This window comes from Streptococcus oralis subsp. tigurinus, from assembly GCF_002093575.1.
In the GTDB taxonomy this organism is placed as follows: Bacteria; Bacillota; Bacilli; order Lactobacillales; family Streptococcaceae; genus Streptococcus; species Streptococcus oralis_CH.
In genome coordinates this window covers 311,096-330,488 of record NZ_LNVH01000001.1, presented here as the reverse complement: position 1 = coordinate 330,488, position 19,393 = coordinate 311,096, and the positions used below count along the sequence as shown (strand labels likewise).

At 40.5% G+C, this 19,393-nt stretch carries 21 protein-coding genes; 11 read left to right on the top strand and 10 right to left on the bottom strand.

All coding sequences use genetic code 11. From position 1 onward, the window contains the following. Nucleotide 1 precedes the first annotated feature (1 nt). The 3 genes from ATE37_RS01655 to coaB are packed head-to-tail and all read right to left on the bottom strand — an operon-like array spanning nt 2 to nt 1,801. Nucleotides 2-565: an ECF transporter S component gene (locus tag ATE37_RS01655; RefSeq protein ID WP_084867376.1), complete on the bottom strand. Its 564-nt coding sequence runs from the start codon at nt 563-565 to the stop codon at nt 2-4. Next, entirely contained in the window at nt 549-1,100 is a 552-nt protein-coding gene (gene coaC, locus ATE37_RS01650) for a phosphopantothenoylcysteine decarboxylase (RefSeq protein ID WP_084867375.1), read from the bottom strand. The genes ATE37_RS01655 and coaC overlap by 17 nt, the downstream gene beginning before the upstream one ends. Nucleotides 1,101-1,111: 11 nt before the next feature. Then, the gene (gene coaB / locus ATE37_RS01645; protein ID WP_084867373.1) at nt 1,112-1,801 is read right to left on the bottom strand and encodes a phosphopantothenate--cysteine ligase; all 690 of its coding nucleotides are present in this window, start codon (nt 1,799-1,801) and stop codon (nt 1,112-1,114) included. 126 nt (nt 1,802-1,927) lie between these two features. Between coaB and ATE37_RS01640 the strand changes: the two genes are divergently transcribed. The 6 genes from ATE37_RS01640 (at nt 1,928) to radC (ending at nt 9,846) form a co-directional block, all read left to right on the top strand. Then, nucleotides 1,928-3,022, top strand: a complete 1,095-nt coding sequence (locus ATE37_RS01640; RefSeq protein ID WP_241502091.1) for a hypothetical protein — start codon at nt 1,928-1,930, stop codon at nt 3,020-3,022. Nucleotides 3,023-3,197: 175 nt separating this feature from the next. Continuing rightward, nucleotides 3,198-4,313: a hypothetical protein gene (locus ATE37_RS01635; RefSeq protein WP_241502090.1), complete on the top strand. Its 1,116-nt coding sequence runs from the start codon at nt 3,198-3,200 to the stop codon at nt 4,311-4,313. Between the two features lie 173 nt (nt 4,314-4,486). Continuing rightward, on the top strand, nt 4,487-6,157 hold the full coding sequence (locus ATE37_RS01630) for a formate--tetrahydrofolate ligase (RefSeq protein ID WP_084867371.1): 1,671 nt from the start codon (nt 4,487-4,489) through the stop codon (nt 6,155-6,157). Between the two features lie 73 nt (nt 6,158-6,230). Next, nucleotides 6,231-6,743 carry a GNAT family N-acetyltransferase gene (locus ATE37_RS01625; protein WP_084867369.1) on the top strand — a complete coding sequence of 171 codons (513 nt, stop codon included), beginning with the start codon at nt 6,231-6,233 and terminating at the stop codon, nt 6,741-6,743. 88 nt (nt 6,744-6,831) lie between these two features. Continuing rightward, nucleotides 6,832-9,123, top strand: a complete 2,292-nt coding sequence (pcrA, locus tag ATE37_RS01620; RefSeq protein ID WP_084867367.1) for a DNA helicase PcrA — start codon at nt 6,832-6,834, stop codon at nt 9,121-9,123. Between the two features lie 42 nt (nt 9,124-9,165). Beyond that, complete coding sequence (radC, locus tag ATE37_RS01615) at nt 9,166-9,846, top strand: RadC family protein (protein WP_000286942.1); 681 nt, start codon at nt 9,166-9,168, stop codon at nt 9,844-9,846. Here radC and ATE37_RS01610 read toward each other — a convergent pair. From ATE37_RS01610 to ATE37_RS01580, 7 genes are all read right to left on the bottom strand, one after another. Beyond that, the gene (locus ATE37_RS01610; RefSeq protein WP_084867365.1) at nt 9,843-10,532 is read right to left on the bottom strand and encodes a gamma-glutamyl-gamma-aminobutyrate hydrolase family protein; all 690 of its coding nucleotides are present in this window, start codon (nt 10,530-10,532) and stop codon (nt 9,843-9,845) included. The two genes, radC and ATE37_RS01610, sit on opposite strands and share 4 nt — an antisense overlap. A 15-nt stretch (nt 10,533-10,547) precedes the next feature. Next, on the bottom strand, nt 10,548-11,189 hold the full coding sequence (locus ATE37_RS01605) for a redox-sensing transcriptional repressor Rex (RefSeq protein WP_084867363.1): 642 nt from the start codon (nt 11,187-11,189) through the stop codon (nt 10,548-10,550). Between the two features lie 93 nt (nt 11,190-11,282). Next, nucleotides 11,283-11,486: a DUF4649 family protein gene (locus tag ATE37_RS01600; RefSeq protein ID WP_025169551.1), complete on the bottom strand. Its 204-nt coding sequence runs from the start codon at nt 11,484-11,486 to the stop codon at nt 11,283-11,285. 6 nt (nt 11,487-11,492) lie between these two features. Beyond that, a complete protein-coding gene (locus ATE37_RS01595) occupies nt 11,493-11,840 on the bottom strand; it encodes a DUF1831 domain-containing protein (protein WP_000863519.1) in 348 nt (115 codons plus the stop codon). A 4-nt stretch (nt 11,841-11,844) separates the two neighbouring features. Then, complete coding sequence (locus tag ATE37_RS01590) at nt 11,845-12,960, bottom strand: cysteine desulfurase family protein (protein WP_084867361.1); 1,116 nt, start codon at nt 12,958-12,960, stop codon at nt 11,845-11,847. 9 nt (nt 12,961-12,969) lie between these two features. Beyond that, on the bottom strand, nt 12,970-13,929 hold the full coding sequence (locus tag ATE37_RS01585; RefSeq protein ID WP_001283847.1) for a ribose-phosphate diphosphokinase: 960 nt from the start codon (nt 13,927-13,929) through the stop codon (nt 12,970-12,972). A gap of 111 nt (nt 13,930-14,040) precedes the next feature. Further along, nucleotides 14,041-14,610: a CYTH domain-containing protein gene (locus ATE37_RS01580; RefSeq protein ID WP_084867360.1), complete on the bottom strand. Its 570-nt coding sequence runs from the start codon at nt 14,608-14,610 to the stop codon at nt 14,041-14,043. 128 nt (nt 14,611-14,738) lie between these two features. Here ATE37_RS01580 and yjbM point away from each other — a divergent pair, with 128 nt between their 5' ends. The 5 genes from yjbM (at nt 14,739) to mutY (ending at nt 19,384) form a co-directional block, all read left to right on the top strand. Then, the gene (yjbM, locus tag ATE37_RS01575) at nt 14,739-15,410 is read left to right on the top strand and encodes a GTP diphosphokinase (protein ID WP_000151553.1); all 672 of its coding nucleotides are present in this window, start codon (nt 14,739-14,741) and stop codon (nt 15,408-15,410) included. Beyond that, on the top strand, nt 15,394-16,212 hold the full coding sequence (locus ATE37_RS01570; RefSeq protein WP_000799063.1) for an NAD kinase: 819 nt from the start codon (nt 15,394-15,396) through the stop codon (nt 16,210-16,212). The genes yjbM and ATE37_RS01570 overlap by 17 nt, the downstream gene beginning before the upstream one ends. Further along, a complete protein-coding gene (locus tag ATE37_RS01565) occupies nt 16,209-17,105 on the top strand; it encodes an RluA family pseudouridine synthase (RefSeq protein ID WP_084867358.1) in 897 nt (298 codons plus the stop codon). Before ATE37_RS01570 ends, ATE37_RS01565 begins: the two co-directional genes overlap by 4 nt. Nucleotides 17,106-17,148: 43 nt before the next feature. After that, nucleotides 17,149-18,123, top strand: coding sequence for a phosphate acetyltransferase (pta, locus tag ATE37_RS01560; RefSeq protein WP_000451563.1), 975 nt, complete (start codon nt 17,149-17,151; stop codon nt 18,121-18,123). A gap of 82 nt (nt 18,124-18,205) precedes the next feature. Next, nucleotides 18,206-19,384 (top strand): A/G-specific adenine glycosylase, encoded by a 1,179-nt coding sequence (mutY, locus tag ATE37_RS01555; protein WP_084867356.1) that lies wholly within the window; start codon nt 18,206-18,208, stop codon nt 19,382-19,384. Nucleotides 19,385-19,393 lie beyond the last annotated feature (9 nt).

Genomic DNA, 19,393 nt, shown 5'->3' with positions numbered 1-19,393 from the left:
TTTATTTCTTCAAGGTTTCGAGACGTGGGACAATCATTACAGTCAAGATGGCTGAGATAACCAATTCAGCGATTGAGTTTGTAGAGATAACAGTTGCTAGGAGTTTTTGGATATTGCCATCGAAGACATTTCCAAAAAGGAAGAAGATTCCACCAAGGACAAAGACGGTGTTGGTAAGGGAACCAAGGGCACCAGCTAGGATTAGCCCAGTTTTATTTTTCATCAGTTTATAAACCAAGTAAGGTGTCAGACCGATCAAAATGCGAGGGGCAATAGCGATAATCGCAGAATAGATGTTTCCGTTTGGTACGAAAGGTGAGAAAAGGTAGCTGGTTGGTAGAATCGTAATCGTATTTACCGTTAAGCTTAGCAGTCCCATCAAGAAACCAAGTGTAACACCAACTCGTGGGCCGTAAATGATACTAGCAATGATTACTGGAATATGAACGATAGTTGGTTTAATTGGAAATGGGAAAAGGTTAAAGAGGAGAGAGCTCAAAAAGTGGATAACGAGCATAACTGCAAAAAAGATAGCAATTGGGGCAATGTTAGAGCGTTTGTTCATCGAGGGTTTCCTTTATTCTTTCTAATATAGTATTCAGGTCAGCTAGGGCGCCTTTGCCGTGATCGCCACAGGCTAGTAAAGATTCTTTTGGGGAGATAATCTGATAACCATAGGTCTCTAATGTTTTTAGATTAGCCTGGGTTGCCGGATGGTCATACATTTTTGTATTCATGGCTGGCGCTAAGAGTTTAGGGATGTGACTTGGTAGGGCAAGCGCTGTGCTTGTCACCATGTTATCCGCAAAACCGTGCGCAAGTTTGGCAATGGTATTAGCAGTAGCAGGGACAACGATAAAAAGATCAGTTCTTTTGCCTAGTTCGATATGATTGACTTGATCAGGATAGGGTTCCTGCATGACATCAAGGTGAACTGGATTCTGTGAGAGTACCTGTAGTGTCAACGGTTGGATAAACTCTCTTGCCGCATCGGTCATTAAGACAGTGACACCATGGCCATGTTTTTTCAAAGAACTGACTAAATCAGCTGCTTTATAGGAGGCTATGGAACCTGTCACTGAGATGAGAATATTTGCCATGGTTTTCCTTTCTATGAATCGTATGCTTGAATTTTTTCAAGGAGGAGATTTGCTATTTCCTCTTTGGTTTGAACGGTTTGAAGACGATCTTTTTCAACAAAGATTGCCCGATGCTGATATGCTGAGATTTGAGTAAGATCATTCGCTATGATTAAGTCAGCCTGGTTCTTGACAAGACTCTTTCGTGCGATCTCAATGAGATAATCCTCAGAGACATCAACCAGCAATTTAAACCCAATCAGATGAATGGCAGGATTCCATTCTTTGACCAGAGAGATGATTTTGGGTGTTTTTTTCAGGAATAAGACCTGCACCTCATCAGTTGAAGAAATCTTAGCTTCTATATTTTGCTTGTCTAATAATTCTTCCAGATTAGAGCTCGTCTTAACTTCATCTAGTCCCGTCATATAAACAGGAGTGTAGTCAGAAACTGCCATCGAATGAATCAAGACCTGATAATCTTGAACACACTCTTTCATCTCGAAAAGAAGATCATTCGTATTTTTGATTTCTAGAATGGTTAGATGGGGATGAGCTTCTGGCTTCAGAGCTCGTTTTGTCGTTATCAAACAAACTTCATGACCAGCAGCAAGCAAGGTCTCTGTGATGATTTTCCCCAAGCGACCTGTAGAATGGTTAGTGATAGAACGGACGCTATCGATAGCTTCACTGGTACCGCCTGACGTGACTAAAATTTTCATAGCACTATTGTACAAAAAAAAGATATGCAAGTCAAAGAAAGCGTTTAAAATGGAAGATATATTATTATTGACATTTATAATAATAAATAAGATAATAAATCTAAATAGATTAAAAGGAGTGTTATTATGGATTTTTTAAAATTTGCAGATAATATTGCAAAGGAAGCTAGTAAAGTATTGAATGATGTCGGCTCTGCTGCTAGCGAAGCCTTAACCGAAGCGAGTAAATTTACTGGAGAAGTTATTTCAGAATCTGTAAAAACTATAGGTGAAGTCTCAAGCCAAGTTGGTAATGTTGTCTCAGATGTCTCAGAGAAAGCTGTTGGAGTTGCCGGAGATGTAGCACATCAGATAACAAATGTGACTTCTGAAACATTTAACGAAGTTGGGAAAATAGCGAATAATACAAAAGAACAAATTGAATCGGTCGATCTTTTTAATTCTAAACTAAGACAAGAAGCTGTTGATGGATATAATAAAGCTATTAGTTGTTATAATGAAGAAGCTGATAACTTGGCTAATAAATCAATAGAGCTTTATCAGGTTAGGGATAAAGCTATCAAAGTTATAAAAATTGTTGAAGAAAGAATTAACAGATTAGCAAATAAACCAAAAGAATTTGAAACGAAATTAGAAGAAATTAATATTGAAATACAGAATTTTAAAGATAAGCAGTTAGCTATTACTCAGGCAATTAAAGAGGCAGAAATAGCAAGCGGTAGTACCGCAGCTACAGCTTCTTTAAGTGCTTTAGGAGTCACAGTTGCAACTTTAGGTCCTACTGCAGCTATGGGAGTCGCAACTACTTTTGGTGTCGCATCAACAGGAACAGCCATTTCTAGTTTGACAGGTGCAGCAGCAAATAGCGCGGCATTAGCTTGGTTAGGTGGAGGAAGTTTAGCAGCAGGCGGAGGAGGCATGGCTGCAGGTAAAGCATTTTTAGCATTGGCTGGTCCCGTTGGTTGGGGAATTGCAGGTGTTATGTTGACCGCTTCTGTAGGCGCTGGTGTAGTAGCTAATAGGAAAAATGAAGAAGTTGCAAAAGAGGCTATAGAGGAACAGAAAAAGATAGAATTGTTGGCTAGACAACTTAAAGAAAAAGTAATAGAAGTTACGGAATTAATAGAACTAACAGAAAAACAAACAGAGGGAATCTACTTAGCTAATTTATCTTTAACTGGGATGGACTATAGCTTATTTACTTACGAGAGACAATATTGAAGACGTTATTCTAAAGAAGCGTGGAGGAGATTATGGTGGTCACGGCTTTATCGATGAATTTGCAGAAGCAGGGATTGTAAATGCGAGGAGAGCCATTGAAGGGTTAAATCCTATTGTAAAAGTATTGAATGATAATGGACCAGCCGATTTATTAATTGGTAGAAATACCATTCAAATGAAGTTTTATGATAATTTACGTGATGAACTAGCTCAATCGTTTCATTACAGTTCAAAAATGAAAATGATGTTTCCAAAAGATCACGTTCAAGTATTTGAAAAAATAATGGCTGGATCAAAAGAAGTTGAATTGAATGGTAAAAGATTGTCTATTAAACAAATTACGGACATACGACAAATAATTAATGATATTACCGAAAGCAAGGGACTTACTTCATATAAATCTTGGATGAAATCATCTGTTCTAAATTATAATGATGCTCAAAAAAATTCAATTCATTCTCTTTTAGATTCCGAAGAGAAGAATATTCGTAAAACAGTCAGACTAAAACAACAAGAATTAAATAAAAAACGATTAGTAGCGCAAAAACATGCATTACCAAATTTAAAAGAAGCCACCAAGGTTGCAAGAAACGCAGCGTTTTTACAGGGTGGTTTAGCCTTGTTGTCAAGTGTATATGGAAAATACAAAGAAGGAAAAAGTATTTTTGAATTCGAACAATCAGATTGGTTAGATTGTGGATTGAATTCATTACAAGGAGTTGCAAGTGGAGCAATATCAGGACATTCAATTTACGGATTAACAAATATTTTGGGTATTAGCGCTCCAAATGCCAGTGCTTTGGTAATGGCTACTTATGGAATGATTGATGTTGTTTTGAGATTCAGGTCTTCTGAAATAACTCAAGATGAACTTATGAATCTCTTGACATTAGATGTCATAGATGCTTCCTTTGCAACAATCGGTGCTTGTGTAGGGCAAACAATGATTCCTTTTCCAATTTTTGGAGCTGTGTTAGGTTCAATAACTAGTTCAATAATTTGGGAGATAGGTAAGGGGATTTTAAACGAAAGAGAACAAAACATAATTCAAGATTACAGGGAAAATCTGAATAGTTACATAAAAACTTTAGACGAAAATTATCTAGTTATCTATAATGAGATTATAGAAAAGTATAAAAAATTGGGTGAAATACAAGAGTATTCGTTTGATTTGTCAATAAATACTAAACTTAGGTTTGAGTACTCTATTGAGATGGCGGAAAATTTAGAAATCGAAGATAAAAAAATTCTCCATGATTTATCTGAAATTGATAGTTATTTTCTTGACTAGAATATTTTCAGATTCTTTATAGTCTAAAACTATAAAAGCATATAAAATTTTTCAAAGGGCTCTAAAAATCTTGAAATTCAGGATATTTACGAACGTTTGGAGAGTTTATGGATGTTAAAAATCTTGTTTTGTGTTATAATGAATTATCACATTAGAGGCTAGAGGAGTTTTGAATGAAAACAGATATTGAAATCGCACAGAGTATTGAGTTGAAGCCGATCGTTGATGTTGTTGAGAAACTTGGAATTTCTTACGACGATTTGGAATTGTACGGGAAGTATAAGGCGAAACTCAGCTTTGATAAAATTCGTGCAGTTGAGAGCAATCCAGTTGGGAAATTGATCTTGGTTACTGCCATCAATCCAACACCAGCAGGTGAAGGGAAATCAACCATTACCATTGGTCTTGCGGATGCCTTGAACAAGATTGGTAAGAAAACCATGATTGCCATTCGCGAACCGTCTCTTGGCCCAGTAATGGGGATCAAGGGTGGTGCAGCCGGTGGTGGTTATGCTCAAGTGTTGCCAATGGAGGACATCAACCTTCACTTTACTGGGGATATGCATGCCATTACAACTGCTAACAACGCTCTTTCTGCCTTGATTGACAACCACTTACACCAAGGAAATGAGCTGGCAATCGACCAACGTCGTATTCTTTGGAAACGTGTTGTGGACTTGAACGACCGCGCTCTTCGTCATGTGACCGTTGGACTTGGTGGCCCTCTAAATGGTATTCCACGTGAGGATGGTTTCGATATTACTGTTGCTTCAGAAATCATGGCCATTCTTTGCTTGGCGACGGATATTGAAGATTTGAAACGTCGTTTGGCGAATATCGTTATCGGTTATCGTTACAATCGTACACCAGTTACTGTTGGTGATTTACAGGTTGAGGGAGCATTAGCATTGATTTTGAAAGATGCTATCAAACCGAACTTGGTTCAGACAATTTATGGTACACCTGCCTTTGTACATGGTGGTCCATTTGCTAATATCGCTCATGGATGTAACTCTGTTTTGGCAACAAGCACAGCCCTTCGCTTGGCTGATTATACTGTTACTGAAGCTGGTTTTGGTGCGGACCTTGGTGCTGAGAAATTCCTTGATATCAAGACACCAAACTTGCCAACATCTCCAGATGCGGTAGTCATTGTTGCAACCCTCCGTGCCCTTAAGATGAATGGTGGTGTGGCTAAGGACGCTCTCACAGAGGAAAATGTTGAGGCAGTTCGCGCAGGTTTTGCTAACTTAAAACGCCACGTTGAAAATATCCGTAAATTTGGTATTCCAGCAGTTGTAGCTATTAATGAATTTGTCTCTGATACAGAAGCTGAAATTGCAGCTTTGAAGGAACTCTGTGCCTCAATCGATGTTCCAGTTGAGTTGGCTAGTGTCTGGGCTGATGGGGCAGAAGGGGGCGTAGCACTTGCCGAAACGCTTGTCAAGACAATCTCTGAAAATCCAGCTAACTACACTCGTCTTTATGACAATGACCTTTCTGTCCAAGAGAAGATTGAAAAGATTGTCACTGAAATCTACCGTGGTAGCAAAGTGAACTTTGAGAAGAAAGCTCAAACGCAAATCGCTCAAATCGTTCAAAACGGTTGGGACAAATTGCCAATCTGTATGGCTAAAACGCAATATAGTTTCTCTGATAATCCAAATGCACTTGGAGCCCCTGAAAACTTTGAAATTACCATTCGTGAATTGGTACCAAAATTGGGTGCAGGCTTCATCGTTGCCTTAACAGGTGATGTTATGACCATGCCAGGCCTTCCAAAACGACCTGCCGCTCTTAACATGGATGTTGAAAGCGATGGAACAGTTCTAGGCTTGTTCTAGTATATTGCAATTGATTTCAAATGAGTTTGGAAAAGCTATCCAAGCTCATTTTCGATTTTAGAAAGAGAAATATATGTCAACGATTCGAACAGTAAGGGAGTCTGATATTCCAGACCTACTTGCTATTTATGCTCCCTATGTCCTTAATACAGCCATTACATTTGAATACGAGGTGCCAAGTGCTGAAGAATTTCAAAGAAGAATCCAAAAGACCTTGCTTAAATATCCTTACCTAGTGCTAGAGGAAGAAGGCAAAATTTTGGGATATGCCTATGCTTCCACCTATTATGATAGGAGAGCCTATGATTGGTCAGTTGAAGTGTCAATTTACTTGCACCAAGAAGCCAAAGGTCGAGGGTTAGGGAGTCTACTCTATGACTGTCTGGAGGAAGAACTAGAGTCTAGAGGTTACCTACGCTTCTTAGCTTGTATCGCTTTGCCAAATGATAGGAGCATTTCTCTTCACCGAAAGAGGGGCTATGAACAAGTGGCTAATTTCCCTAAGATAGGCTATAAGTTTGAAAAATGGCATGATATCGTTTGGATGCAAAAGTCATTGACTCCTCCTGATGATATGAGAGAATAGAATTCAACTCGCAACCAGTCTAGGTAAAGATATTTTCCCTGATTTTTGATATAATAGAAACATTGACTTCAAGAGTAAGGAAGAGAAAATGAACGCATTATTGAATGGAATGAATGACCGTCAAGCCGAGGCGGTGCAAACGACAGAAGGGCCCTTGTTAATCATGGCGGGTGCTGGTTCTGGAAAGACTCGTGTTTTAACTCACAGAATCGCCTACTTGATTGATGAAAAGATGGTCAATCCTTGGAATATCTTGGCCATTACCTTTACCAATAAGGCTGCGCGTGAGATGAAGGAGCGTGCCTATGGACTCAATCCAGCAACACAGGACTGCCTAATTGCGACCTTTCATTCCATGTGTGTTCGTATCCTACGTCGCGATGCGGATCATATTGGTTATAACCGAAATTTCACTATTGTAGATCCAGGAGAGCAACGAACTCTTATGAAACGCATTCTCAAGCAATTAAACTTAGATCCGAAAAAATGGAATGAACGGACTATTTTGGGGACCATTTCCAATGCTAAGAATGACTTGATTGATGATGTGGCTTATGCTGCCCAAACTGGTGATATGTACACGCAAATCGTAGCCCAGTGTTATACAGCCTATCAGAAAGAGCTTCGTCAGTCTGAGTCCGTTGACTTTGATGATTTGATTATGTTGACCCTGCGTCTCTTTGATCAAAACCCTGATGTCTTGACCTACTATCAGCAGAAGTTCCAGTACATTCACGTTGATGAGTACCAAGATACCAACCATGCCCAGTACCAACTGGTCAAACTCTTGGCTTCACGCTTTAAAAATATCTGCGTGGTCGGTGATGCGGACCAGTCTATCTACGGTTGGCGTGGGGCTGATATGCAGAATATCTTGGATTTTGAGAAAGATTACCCTAACGCCAAGGTCGTTTTGTTGGAAGAAAATTACCGTTCAACTAAAACCATTCTTCAAGCAGCAAACGACGTCATAAAAAACAATAAAAATCGCCGCCCTAAGAATCTCTGGACCCAGAATGCGGATGGGGAGCAAATCGTCTACTACAGAGCGAACGACGAACAAGATGAGGCTGTTTTTGTAGCCAAAACCATCGATGAACTTGGTCGTAGCCAAAACTTCCTCCACAAGGATTTTGCAGTTCTTTATCGGACTAATGCGCAATCCCGTACTATTGAGGAAGCGCTGCTCAAGTCCAATATTCCTTATACCATGGTTGGAGGGACCAAGTTCTACAGCCGTAAGGAAATTCGTGATATTATTGCCTACCTTAATCTTATTGCTAATTTGAGTGACAATATCAGTTTTGAGCGTATTATCAACGAGCCTAAACGTGGAATTGGGCCAGGTACTGTTGAGAAAATTCGCGACTTTGCTAACCTACAAGAGATGTCCATGCTAGACGCTTCAGCCAATATCATGCTGTCTGGCATCAAAGGAAAAGCAGCCCAGTCTATCTGGGACTTTGCCAATATGATTCTGGGTTTGCGGGAGCAAGTTGACCAATTAACCATTACAGAGTTGGTTGAGGTGGTTCTTGAAAAAACAGGTTATGTCGATATTCTTAATGCTCAGGCAACCTTGGAAAGCAAGGCGCGGATTGAAAATATCGAAGAGTTCCTATCTGTTACCAAGAACTTTGATGACAATCCTGATAGTCTGGAAGAAGAAACAGGTTTGGATAAACTCAGTCGTTTCTTGAATGACTTAGCCTTGATTGCGGATACGGATTCAGGCAGTCAGGAGACATCTGAAGTAACCTTGATGACCCTCCATGCAGCGAAAGGACTCGAGTTCCCAGTTGTCTTTATCATTGGGATGGAGGAAAATGTCTTTCCGCTTAGCCGTGCGGCTGAAGATCCTGATGAACTGGAAGAAGAACGCCGTTTGGCCTATGTAGGAATTACGCGTGCGGAGAAAATCCTCTATCTGACCAATGCCAATTCACGCTTGCTTTTTGGGCGTACCAACTACAATCGTCCGACCCGTTTCATCAATGAAATTAGTTCGGACTTGCTTGACTATCAAGGTTTGGCCCGTCCAGCGAATACTAGCTTTAAAGCCTCTTATAGCAGTGGTGGTATTGCTTTCGGTCAAGGTATGAGCTTAGCTCAGGCCCTTCAAGAACGGAAACGCAATGCTGCACCAAGCTCTATCCAGTCAAGTGGTCTCCCATTTGGACAGTTTGCAGCTGGAAATAAAAAAGATTCGACTGATACAAGCTGGTCTATTGGAGATATTGCACTTCACAAAAAGTGGGGTGAAGGAACAGTCCTTGAAGTGTCGGGGAGTGGTGATACTCAGGAACTAAAAATCAATTTCCCAGAAGTAGGGCTGAAAAAACTCCTAGCCAGTGTAGCTCCAATTGAGAAAAAAATCTAATTTTTCATCCTTCTTACGAATAATAAAGTGAGGAGGATTTTTATGTACAGTATTTCATTCCAAGAAGATTCACTCTTGCCTAGAGAAAGACTAGTTAAAGAAGGAGTAGAGGCTCTGAGCAATCAAGAATTACTAGCTATTCTGCTCAGAACTGGAACGCGTCAGGCCAACGTTTTTGAAATTGCTCAGAAAGTCTTGAATAGTCTGACTAGTCTAACTGATCTGAAAAAAATGACCCTGCAGGAATTGCAAAGTCTGTCTGGTATTGGACGGATTAAGGCCATTGAATTACAAGCGGTGATTGAACTGGGGCATCGCATTCACAAACATGAAACCCTTGAGATGGAAAGTATTCTCAGTAGTCAAAAGCTAGCCAAGAAAATGCAACAGGAACTTGGCGACAAAAAACAAGAGCACCTAGTGGCGCTCTATCTCAATACTCAAAATCAAATCATCCATCAGCAAACTATTTTTATCGGTTCTGCGACACGCAGCATTGCTGAACCACGGGAAATCCTTCACTATGCTTTGAAGCATATGGCTACCTCAGTGATTCTCGTTCACAATCATCCATCCGGTGCTGTATCTCCTAGTCGAAATGACGATCATGTCACTAAGCTAGTGAAGGAAGCTTGTGAGCTGATGGGAATCGTTTTCTTGGACCACCTGATTGTCTCGCACTCAGATTACTTTAGTTACCGTGAAAAGACGGATCTAATCTAGAGTTCGTTAACAACATAGTCAAACAATGTTTTATCTTTGGGGCGATTTTCAAATAGAAATTCTGGATGCCATTGGACACCAAGGTAAGGAAAGCCATCCGTAGTTGTCACTGCCTCAATGATTCCATCTTTAGGATCATGTGCTACAACCTTAAGATTAGGAGCTAAATCTTTAATGCTCTGGTGGTGGAAGGAGTTGATATGAGAGATTTCTCCATAGATTTCTCGGAGAATGGTATCGGGTTCCGTTACGAGCCGTTGAGTCGTGTATTCGGCTGAACAGTCCTGCCAATGATCCTCGATATCTTGGTGAAGCGTACCTCCCATAGCGACATTGAAAAGCTGAGTACCCCGGCAAACAGAGAAAATTGGTTTCTTCTGTTTAATCGCTTCTCTGATAAGGGCTAATTCAAACTGGTCTCTTTGAAGATGGTAGTCATCACTGTCAATGGTTTTAGGCTCACCGTAGAATTTTGGATCAACATTTTGCCCACCCGTTAGGATGAGCTTATCAATGATACTAATGTAATGGGTAGCTATTTCTTGATCACCAATCGGTAGGATGATTGGAATTCCGCCAGCGTCCTTGACTCCTTCAACAAAGCCCTTTGCTGCATAGCTCATCATGATGTCATCATCTGGATGAGCTTTTTCATTTCCTGTAATCCCAATAACTGGTTTTTTCATAAATGCTTTCGCTTTCTAATCCTCTTTACGCATAAAATAGAGGAGGGTTTGGAGTTCGCTTGTCAAATCGACATACTGAACGACCACATCTTTTGGAAGGTGGAGGTGAACAGGGGAAAAACTGAGAATACCTTTTACACCTGCATCGACCAAAAGATTGGCGACTTCTTGTGATTTAACACTTGGAACAGTTAGGATAGCAGTTTTAACATCTGCTTCTTTGATTTTTTCTTTAATTTGAGAGATACCATAGATTGGAATTCCATCAGGTGTTTGGGTTCCGACTTCTGGATGGTCATCTAGGTCAAATGCCATGATGATTTTCATCTTGTTACGCTCATGGAAGCGATAGTGGAGAAGGGCATGCCCCATATTCCCAATCCCAACCAACATAACATTGGTAATGGAGTTGTCATTTAGGAGGTCAGCAAAAAAAGTCATCAGTTTTTTAACATCATAACCAAAACCACGACGACCTAGTTCGCCAAAATAGGAAAAATCACGACGAACAGTCGCAGAATCGATACCAATAGCCTCTGCAATTTGCTTGGAGTTGGCACGTTCAATTTTTTCTGCATGAAATCTCTTGAAAATTCGATAGTAGAGAGAGAGTCTTTTTGCTGTTGCTTTTGGAATAGCAGACTGTTTATCTTTCACAAAACCACAACCTTTCTATTCTTCTATTTTATAGAAACATTGTGAAAAAATCAACAAAAACAAGAAAAAACTAAGAAAATCTTAGTTTTAGTCTTAAAAATTAGCTTGTGATAGAAAACGGTAGAGATCTCCGACCAATCCTTGATAGATAACTTTATCATCAAAGGTTAATGAGGTAACTAGGAATGTATCTGGAAGAGTTACACAACCTGATAGAGATAACATAAGCTCTTCGTAATCCTTATATTCAAGTGTACGTTCTACGTGATAGTTATCTTGATAGGTAAGTCGATACATAGCCAATTATCTTTCTTCTTTTGTGAAGATTCCGCGTTCTACAAGGCTGTCCATGAGGAAGTAGAATTTCTCTTGGTGAATATGATGGTCTTCTGATTTAAAGATATTGACCAAACGAAGGCCAGATTTGTCAGTGATGTTGAGTTTAGCACCTGTAAGGTCTTTATTGATGATGATTTTTAGGTTGAAGCCTTCACCGCTGTTAGGTACTTTCTCAAGCAGACGAGTTAGTTCGAAGTTTCCAACTTTTGTTTCAAAGAAAGTATTATCTTTGAGTGTGAACTTTTTGACAGATGGGCTAAGTGTATAGTCGTAGCGGCAGTTTTGTAGTTTAATGGTTTTTTCGAATGCCATTAGATTAATCTCCAATAATATTTTTTAAGGTTTGTGCGAGTTGTTTCAGTTCTTCCTCGGTATTAAGAGGAGACAGACTGATACGGACAGATTCTTTCAAACGATGCGAATCTGGTCCATAAAATGCTTCAAGCACATGACTGGTTTGTACAACACCAGCAGTACAAGCTGAACCGGTAGAAATTGAAATTCCTTCAAGGTCTAACCGTAGCAAGAGCAAATCATTTTTTTGACCAGGAAAGCCAATATTGACAACATAAGGAAGCTGGTGTTGGCTTTCGTTGAGATAGTATTCTAGATCTGCAATCTCATCTAGAAAAGCAGATTTTAATCTCTCTAGTTTTTGGTAATGTTCAGCTTGTTGCTCTAAATCCTCTTTGAGAGCAGCGACCATGCCTACAATGGCAGCGAGGTTTTCTGTTCCAGCCCGTTTCTTTTGTTCTTGGTCTCCACCGTGAAGATAGGAATCAAAGTCTGCGGAAGAAGCATAAAGAAAGCCGATTCCCTTTGGCCCACGGAATTTGTGGGCAGAAGCGCTGAGAAAATCAATTCCTAATTCCTCGGGATGGATAGGAACTTTTCCGATAGCTTGAACAGCGTCTACATGATAAGCCGCAGGATGCTCTTTTAAAACACGTCCAATCTCAGCGATAGGTAAGAGACTGCCCGTTTCATTATTAGCATACATAGTGGAAACGAGAATGGTATCGTCACGTAATGCCTCTTGAATTTGCTGGGGAGTAATTTCTTGATTTACTGGTTCGATAATGGTCGCTTCAAAGCCAAAATGTTGCACCAGATAATTGATAGTCTCAAGCACAGAATGATGTTCAATAGCTGTTGTAATGATATGTTTTCCACGATTTTGATGACGGAGACAATAGCTAATAATGGCTGTATTGTTACTTTCTGTACCGCCAGACGTGAAAAAGATATGTTGAGGTTTTGTTCCTAGTAAGAGGGCTAAGTCTTGACGAGCTTCTCGCAAGAGTTTGCCAGCCTGCCGACCATGACTATGAATACTAGAAGGATTACCATGAGTTTCTTGCATGACCTTGGTCATTTCAGAAATAGCTACTGCTGACATAGGAGTCGTAGCAGCATTGTCCAAATAAATCAAAGAATCACCTTATTTCTTTTTGTTGTAAGCAAAGAGTGGGCTGACTGGTTTTCTTTCATGGATGCGGACGATCGCATCTCCGATTAACTCGCTAGCAGTAATGTAACATACATTTTCAGGAGTTCTTTCTTTGGTTGCTACGGAGTCTGTCACTAGGATTTCTTTGATGTTTGTAGCGTCAAGGAGGTCTGCTGCACCTTCAACAAATAAACCGTGACTAGAAACTGCATAAATCTCAGTTGCACCTTCACGTTCAACGATTTTGGCAGCTTCAGAGAAAGTACGACCAGTGTTTAGAATATCGTCAATTAAGATAGCCTTCTTGCCTTCGACATCCCCAATGATATAGCCTTCGTTACGATTAGAATCGTCTTGCGCGTAGTCAATGATAGCGATAGGAGCATCAAGGTATTCAGCCAAACTACGTGCACGTTTAACACCAGAGTTCTTTGGACTGACAACAACAACATCGGAGCCAAGGAGTCCTTTATCACAGTAGTGCTTAGCAAATAGAGGAACAGTATAAAGATTATCTACAGGAATATCAAAGAAACCTTGGACCTGAACAGCGTGGAGATCAAGCGTTAGAACACGACTTACACCAGCTTTGACAAGCATATTGGCAACTAGTTTTGCAGTGAGGGGTTCGCGAGAAGAAGCGATACGATCCTGGCGAGCATAACCAAAGTAAGGAAGGACAACGTTGATACTATGAGCACTTGCACGTACACAAGCATCAACCATGATTAATAATTCCATCAAGTGGTTGCTAACGGGGTAGCTGGTTGACTGGATGATGTAAACATCGTAACCACGGACACTTTCTTCGATGTTGACCTGGATTTCTCCGTCAGAAAATTGACGAGAGGATAATTTTCCGAGAGGTACACCAACTGTATCCGCAATCTTTTGAGCGATTTCTGGGTTAGAGTTTAGGGTGAAAAGTTTCATGTTGTTTCTATCTGACATTATAGACCGTCCTCTGTAAACTTTGTGAATCTTCTTTGAGAAAGTTTTGTTTTTCAAAGCTAGATTCTTTTATTTTTATCTTTTCTATTTTACCAAAAAAAGGAGATTATTTCAGCTTTTTTTCATGCTTTTAATAAAACGAATTAATTTTGATGGAGCTTTCTGATAAGTTATCTGATTTTCATCTAAAAATTTCTGAAAATCGGTTTTTCCTTTTTCATGGTCAGTGACTTCAAGCTCCAGTTCATAGTCCGTTTGGTCAAAGTAGTGACTTTCATCTAAGGCCATTAAGCCAATTTCTGTTTTCGTTTCATAACGTAGAGTTGAAAGACAGCCTAGAACAAGCCAATCATGGCTTTCGATGCCAATCTTAGCGAGCTTCTCTAGAACGAGCCCTTGAGGTAGTTTTTGTTTTTCTAGGTATGATTTAGCTTCTGGAAGAGTTAGTTTCTGGTTGTATTCCATATTTCCTACAGTTTGAGGCACTTTCAAGGTCAATTCCGCCCAATCTGCAAAAGTGCGAATGCGCATGGCAACCTTCTTTTCACGTAATTGAAAATCAGGTGTGTCAATGTAGTAGTTCTTCTGAAGAACGGGTTGGATATGGAAAAACTGTTTTTTTAGATGATCATATTCCTCTTTTTTCAGAAGTGTTTTCAATTCTATTTCTAAATGTTTCATTTTTTCAACCTTTTCTATATCTTTGAAAGCGATTTATGGTATAATGGACAATGTATTTATTGTATACGAATGTACTGAAAAAATCAAAGATTTTCGACAGAGCAATCAAACATTACAAGGGAGAAAGTATGACCATAGAATGGGAAGAATTTTTAGATCCTTACATTCAGGCTGTTGGTGAATTGAAGATCAAACTTCGGGGAATTCGCAAACAGTATCGTAAGCAAAACAAGCATTCTCCGATTGAGTTTGTAACGGGTCGGGTAAAACCGATTGAAAGTATCAAAGAAAAGATGGCTCGTCGAGGAATTACATATGCAAGTCTGGAACATGATCTGCAAGACATTGCGGGTTTACGTGTCATGGTTCAGTTTGTTGATGATGTTAAAGAGGTAGTTGAGATTCTACGTAAACGCCAAGATATGAGAATCGTTCAGGAACGAGATTATATCACTCATCGTAAGGCTTCGGGTTATCGTTCTTATCACGTGGTTGTCGAGTACACGGTTGATACGATCAACGGAGCGAAGACGATTTTGGCGGAAATCCAAATACGGACTTTAGCCATGAATTTCTGGGCTACGATTGAACACTCGCTCAATTATAAATACCAGGGCGATTTTCCAGAAGAAATCAGGAAAAGACTGGAAATCACGGCCAAAATAGCCTATCAACTGGATGAAGAAATGGGTAAGATTCGTGATGATATCCAGGAAGCGCAGGCTCTCTTTGATCCATTGAGCAGAAAACTAAACGATGGTGTAGGAAATAGTGACGATACAGATGAAGAATACAGGTAAACGAGTTGACCTCATAGCAAATAGAAAACCTCAGAGTCAGAAGGTCTTGCATGAGCTGAGGGAAAAACTAAAGAAACAACATTTTATACTGAACGATACCAATCCCGACATCGTCATTTCGATTGGTGGCGACGGGATGCTTTTGTCTGCCTTTCACAAGTATGAGAATCAGTTAGACAAGGTTCGATTTGTAGGTGTTCATACAGGGCATTTGGGATTTTACACAGATTATCGTGATTTTGAGCTGGATCAGTTGGTGACCAATCTTCTGCTAGACACTGGTGCCAAGGTCTCCTATCCTGTTTTGAATGTCAAGGTAACGCTTGAAAATGGAGAAGTGAAAATCTTCCGTGCTTTAAATGAAGCGAGTATCCGTCGATCAGACCGGACCATGGTGGCAGATATCATCATTAACCATGTTCCGTTCGAGCGATTTCGTGGAGATGGAGTGACTGTTTCAACGCCGACGGGAAGTACTGCCTACAACAAGTCCTTGGGTGGAGCTGTCTTGCATCCGACCATTGAAGCCTTGCAGTTGACGGAGATAGCGAGTCTTAACAACCGAGTCTATCGTACTTTGGGATCATCGATCATTATTCCCAAAAAAGATAAGATTGAACTTTTGCCGACACGCAATGATTACCACACGATATCAGTCGATAACAGCGTCTATTCATTCCGTAATATCGAACGGATTGAGTATCAAATTGACCATCACAAGATTCACTTCGTAGCGACTCCAAGCCATACTAGTTTCTGGAATCGTGTCAAAGATGCCTTCATCGGCGAGGTGGATGAATGAGGTTCGAATTTCTCGCAGATGAGCACGTCAAAGTCAAAACTTTCCTCAAGAAACACGAGGTTTCTAAGGGACTTTTGGCTAAGATTAAGTTTCGAGGTGGGGCTATTCTGGTCAATGGCCAACCTCAAAATGCAATCCATCTCTTAGACATTGGAGATAGAGTTACCATCGATATTCCAGCGGAGGAAGGCTTTGAAACGTTAGAAGCAATTGAGCGTCCACTGGATATTCTCTATGAGGATGACCATTTTCTGGTTTTGAATAAGCCTGATGGAGTAGCTTCCATCCCCAGTGTCAATCATTCCAATACCATTGCTAATTTTATCAAGGGCTACTATGTTAAACAGGAATATGAAAATCAGCAAGTTCACATCGTCACTAGGCTTGATAGAGATACTTCTGGTTTGATGCTTTTTGCCAAACACGGCTACGCTCATGCACGTTTAGACAAGCAGTTGCAACGAAAGTCTATCGAAAAACGGTATTTTGCTTTAGTTAAAGGAGCTGGTGTCTTGGAGCCTGAAGGGGAGATTATTGCCCCGATTGCGCGTGATGAAGATTCCATTATCACGAGACGGGTTGCCAAAGGTGGGAAATACGCTCATACGTCTTACAAAGTTGTAGCGTCTTATGGAAATATTCACCTAGTTGATATTCGCCTGCATACTGGGCGAACCCACCAAATCCGAGTGCATTTTTCTCATATTGGTTTTCCTTTGTTGGGAGACGATCTCTATGGAGGCGGCCTAGACGATGGGATTCAACGCCAGGCCTTGCATTGTCATTATTTATCTTTTTATCATCCCTTTCTAGAGCAAGATTTGCAACTAGAAAGCCCCTTACCGGATGATTTCAGCAATCTTATTACTCAGTTATCAACTAATACTCTTTAAAATCTATTTGGAGTATAATTTATTTTCTTAAAGGAGAAAACTCATGGAAGTTTTTGAAAATCTCAAAGCCAACCTAGTTGGCAAAAATGCTCGTATTGTTCTCCCTGAAGGGGAAGAACCTCGTATTCTTCAGGCAACAAAACGCTTGGTAAAAGAAACAGAAGTTGTTCCTGTTTTGCTTGGGAACCCAGAAAAAATCAAAATTTATCTTGAAATCGAAGGGATCATGGATGGTTATGAAGTAATTGATCCCCAACACTATCCTCAATTCGAAGAAATGGTTGCTGCCTTAGTAGAGCGTCGTAAGGGCAAAATGACTGAAGAAGAAGCGCGTAAAGTTTTGGTTGAAGATGTCAACTACTTTGGTGTGATGCTAGTATACTTGGGATTGGTTGACGGTATGGTGTCAGGAGCTATTCACTCAACTGCCTCAACAGTTCGCCCAGCCCTACAAATCATTAAAACTCGTCCAAACGTTACTCGTACGTCAGGTGCCTTCCTCATGGTTCGTGGTACGGAACGTTACCTATTTGGTGACTGTGCCATTAATATCAATCCAGATGCGGAAGCCTTGGCTGAGATTGCTATCAACTCAGCAATCACTGCTAAGATGTTTGGTATTGAACCTAAAATTGCCATGCTAAGCTATTCTACTAAAGGCTCAGGTTTTGGTGATAGTGTTGATAAAGTTGTTGAAGCAACAAAAATTGCACACGATTTGCGTCCTGACCTTGAAATCGATGGAGAATTGCAATTTGATGCGGCCTTCCACCCTGAAACTGCAGCATTGAAAGCTCCAGGAAGTAACGTTGCTGGGCAAGCAACTGTCTTTATCTTCCCTGGTATCGAAGCGGGGAATATTGGCTATAAGATTGCAGAACGTCTTGGTGGCTTTGCGGCAGTAGGTCCTGTTTTGCAAGGTTTGAACAAACCTGTTAACGACCTCTCTCGTGGATGTAATGCAGATGATGTGTACAAGTTGACCCTTATCACAGCAGCTCAAGCAGTTCATCAATAAGATTTAGTCCTCTTTCCCATGGGAAGAGGCTTTTTAGTACTGAGAAAAGGACAGTTAGAAGCTTCTATGTTATACTAGATGTATGTTAGATTTGAAAAAATATGGTATCGTCATGTGGCCGGAGGAGAAGATCATTTCTTTCCGTGAGAAACTCCTCAACTGGTATGATGAAAACAAGCGAGATTTGCCTTGGCGGAGAAGTAAAAATCCTTATCACATCTGGATATCTGAAATCATGCTTCAGCAGACCAGAGTGGATACAGTTATTCCATACTACGAACGATTCTTGGACTGGTTTCCAACAGTAGAAAGTTTGGCGAATGCCCCTGAAGAGCGTTTGCTGAAGGCTTGGGAGGGATTGGGATACTATTCTCGAGTGCGCAATATGCAGGCTGCAGCTCAGCAGATTATGGCTGACTTTAGTGGTCAATTTCCAGATACCTATGAAGGAATATCTTGCCTGAAAGGAATTGGCCCTTACACAGCGGGAGCTATTTCCAGTATCGCTTTTAACTTGCCTGAGCCAGCGGTCGATGGCAATGTCATGCGGGTTTTGGCACGCTTATTTGAGGTTAATCATGATATCGGAGTTCCCAGCAATCGAAAGATTTTCCAAGCCATGATGGAAATCTTGATTGACCCAGAACGACCAGGAGACTTTAACCAAGCTCTGATGGATTTAGGCTCTGACATAGAGGCTCCAGTTAACCCTCGACCAGAAGAAAGCCCTGTTAGGAACTTTAGCGCAGCCTATCGGAATGGAACTATGGATGTATATCCGATTAAAGAACCCAAGAAAAAGCCTCTCTCAATCTATCTCAAGGCTTTAGTTGTACGCAACGACCATGGTCAATATCTTCTTGAGAAAAACGAAAGCGAGAAACTACTAGCCGGTTTTTGGCATTTCCCACTGATTGAAGTTGACGATTTCTCTAGCGATGATAATCAACTAGATCTCTTTTCACAAGTCAAAGAGGAAAGCAGAGCTTTTGGACCAAGTCCTCAAGAAAACTTTGAGCAGGATTATGATTTAGAAGTGAATTGGTCCCAGCAAGTATTTGACCAGGTAAAGCATGTATTTAGTCATCGGAAATGGCATATTCAAATCCTAGCAGGTCAAGTGACGGAAACAAAACAGTTTTCTGACAGAGAAGTTCGTTGGGTTTCTCCTCAGGAGTTTTCTAATTATCCACTTGCTAAACCTCAACAAAAGATTTGGCAGGCTTATAAAACAGCTCTTGAAGATGAAGGCTTACAGTAGCCATTTGTG

Coding starts and splice junctions, on each gene's coding strand:
- ATE37_RS01655 (WP_084867376.1), bottom strand. CDS start 565: ATGAACAAACGCTCTAACATTGCCCCAATTGCTATCTTTTTTGCAGTT.
- coaC (WP_084867375.1), bottom strand. CDS start 1,100: ATGGCAAATATTCTCATCTCAGTGACAGGTTCCATAGCCTCCTATAAA.
- coaB (WP_084867373.1), bottom strand. CDS start 1,801: ATGAAAATTTTAGTCACGTCAGGCGGTACCAGTGAAGCTATCGATAGC.
- ATE37_RS01640 (WP_241502091.1), top strand. CDS start 1,928: ATGGATTTTTTAAAATTTGCAGATAATATTGCAAAGGAAGCTAGTAAA.
- ATE37_RS01635 (WP_241502090.1), top strand. CDS start 3,198: ATGAAGTTTTATGATAATTTACGTGATGAACTAGCTCAATCGTTTCAT.
- ATE37_RS01630 (WP_084867371.1), top strand. CDS start 4,487: ATGAAAACAGATATTGAAATCGCACAGAGTATTGAGTTGAAGCCGATC.
- ATE37_RS01625 (WP_084867369.1), top strand. CDS start 6,231: ATGTCAACGATTCGAACAGTAAGGGAGTCTGATATTCCAGACCTACTT.
- pcrA (WP_084867367.1), top strand. CDS start 6,832: ATGAACGCATTATTGAATGGAATGAATGACCGTCAAGCCGAGGCGGTG.
- radC (WP_000286942.1), top strand. CDS start 9,166: ATGTACAGTATTTCATTCCAAGAAGATTCACTCTTGCCTAGAGAAAGA.
- ATE37_RS01610 (WP_084867365.1), bottom strand. CDS start 10,532: ATGAAAAAACCAGTTATTGGGATTACAGGAAATGAAAAAGCTCATCCA.
- ATE37_RS01600 (WP_025169551.1), bottom strand. CDS start 11,486: ATGTATCGACTTACCTATCAAGATAACTATCACGTAGAACGTACACTT.
- ATE37_RS01595 (WP_000863519.1), bottom strand. CDS start 11,840: ATGGCATTCGAAAAAACCATTAAACTACAAAACTGCCGCTACGACTAT.
- ATE37_RS01585 (WP_001283847.1), bottom strand. CDS start 13,929: ATGTCAGATAGAAACAACATGAAACTTTTCACCCTAAACTCTAACCCA.
- ATE37_RS01580 (WP_084867360.1), bottom strand. CDS start 14,610: ATGAAACATTTAGAAATAGAATTGAAAACACTTCTGAAAAAAGAGGAA.
- yjbM (WP_000151553.1), top strand. CDS start 14,739: ATGACCATAGAATGGGAAGAATTTTTAGATCCTTACATTCAGGCTGTT.
- ATE37_RS01570 (WP_000799063.1), top strand. CDS start 15,394: ATGAAGAATACAGGTAAACGAGTTGACCTCATAGCAAATAGAAAACCT.
- ATE37_RS01565 (WP_084867358.1), top strand. CDS start 16,209: ATGAGGTTCGAATTTCTCGCAGATGAGCACGTCAAAGTCAAAACTTTC.
- pta (WP_000451563.1), top strand. CDS start 17,149: ATGGAAGTTTTTGAAAATCTCAAAGCCAACCTAGTTGGCAAAAATGCT.
- mutY (WP_084867356.1), top strand. CDS start 18,206: ATGTTAGATTTGAAAAAATATGGTATCGTCATGTGGCCGGAGGAGAAG.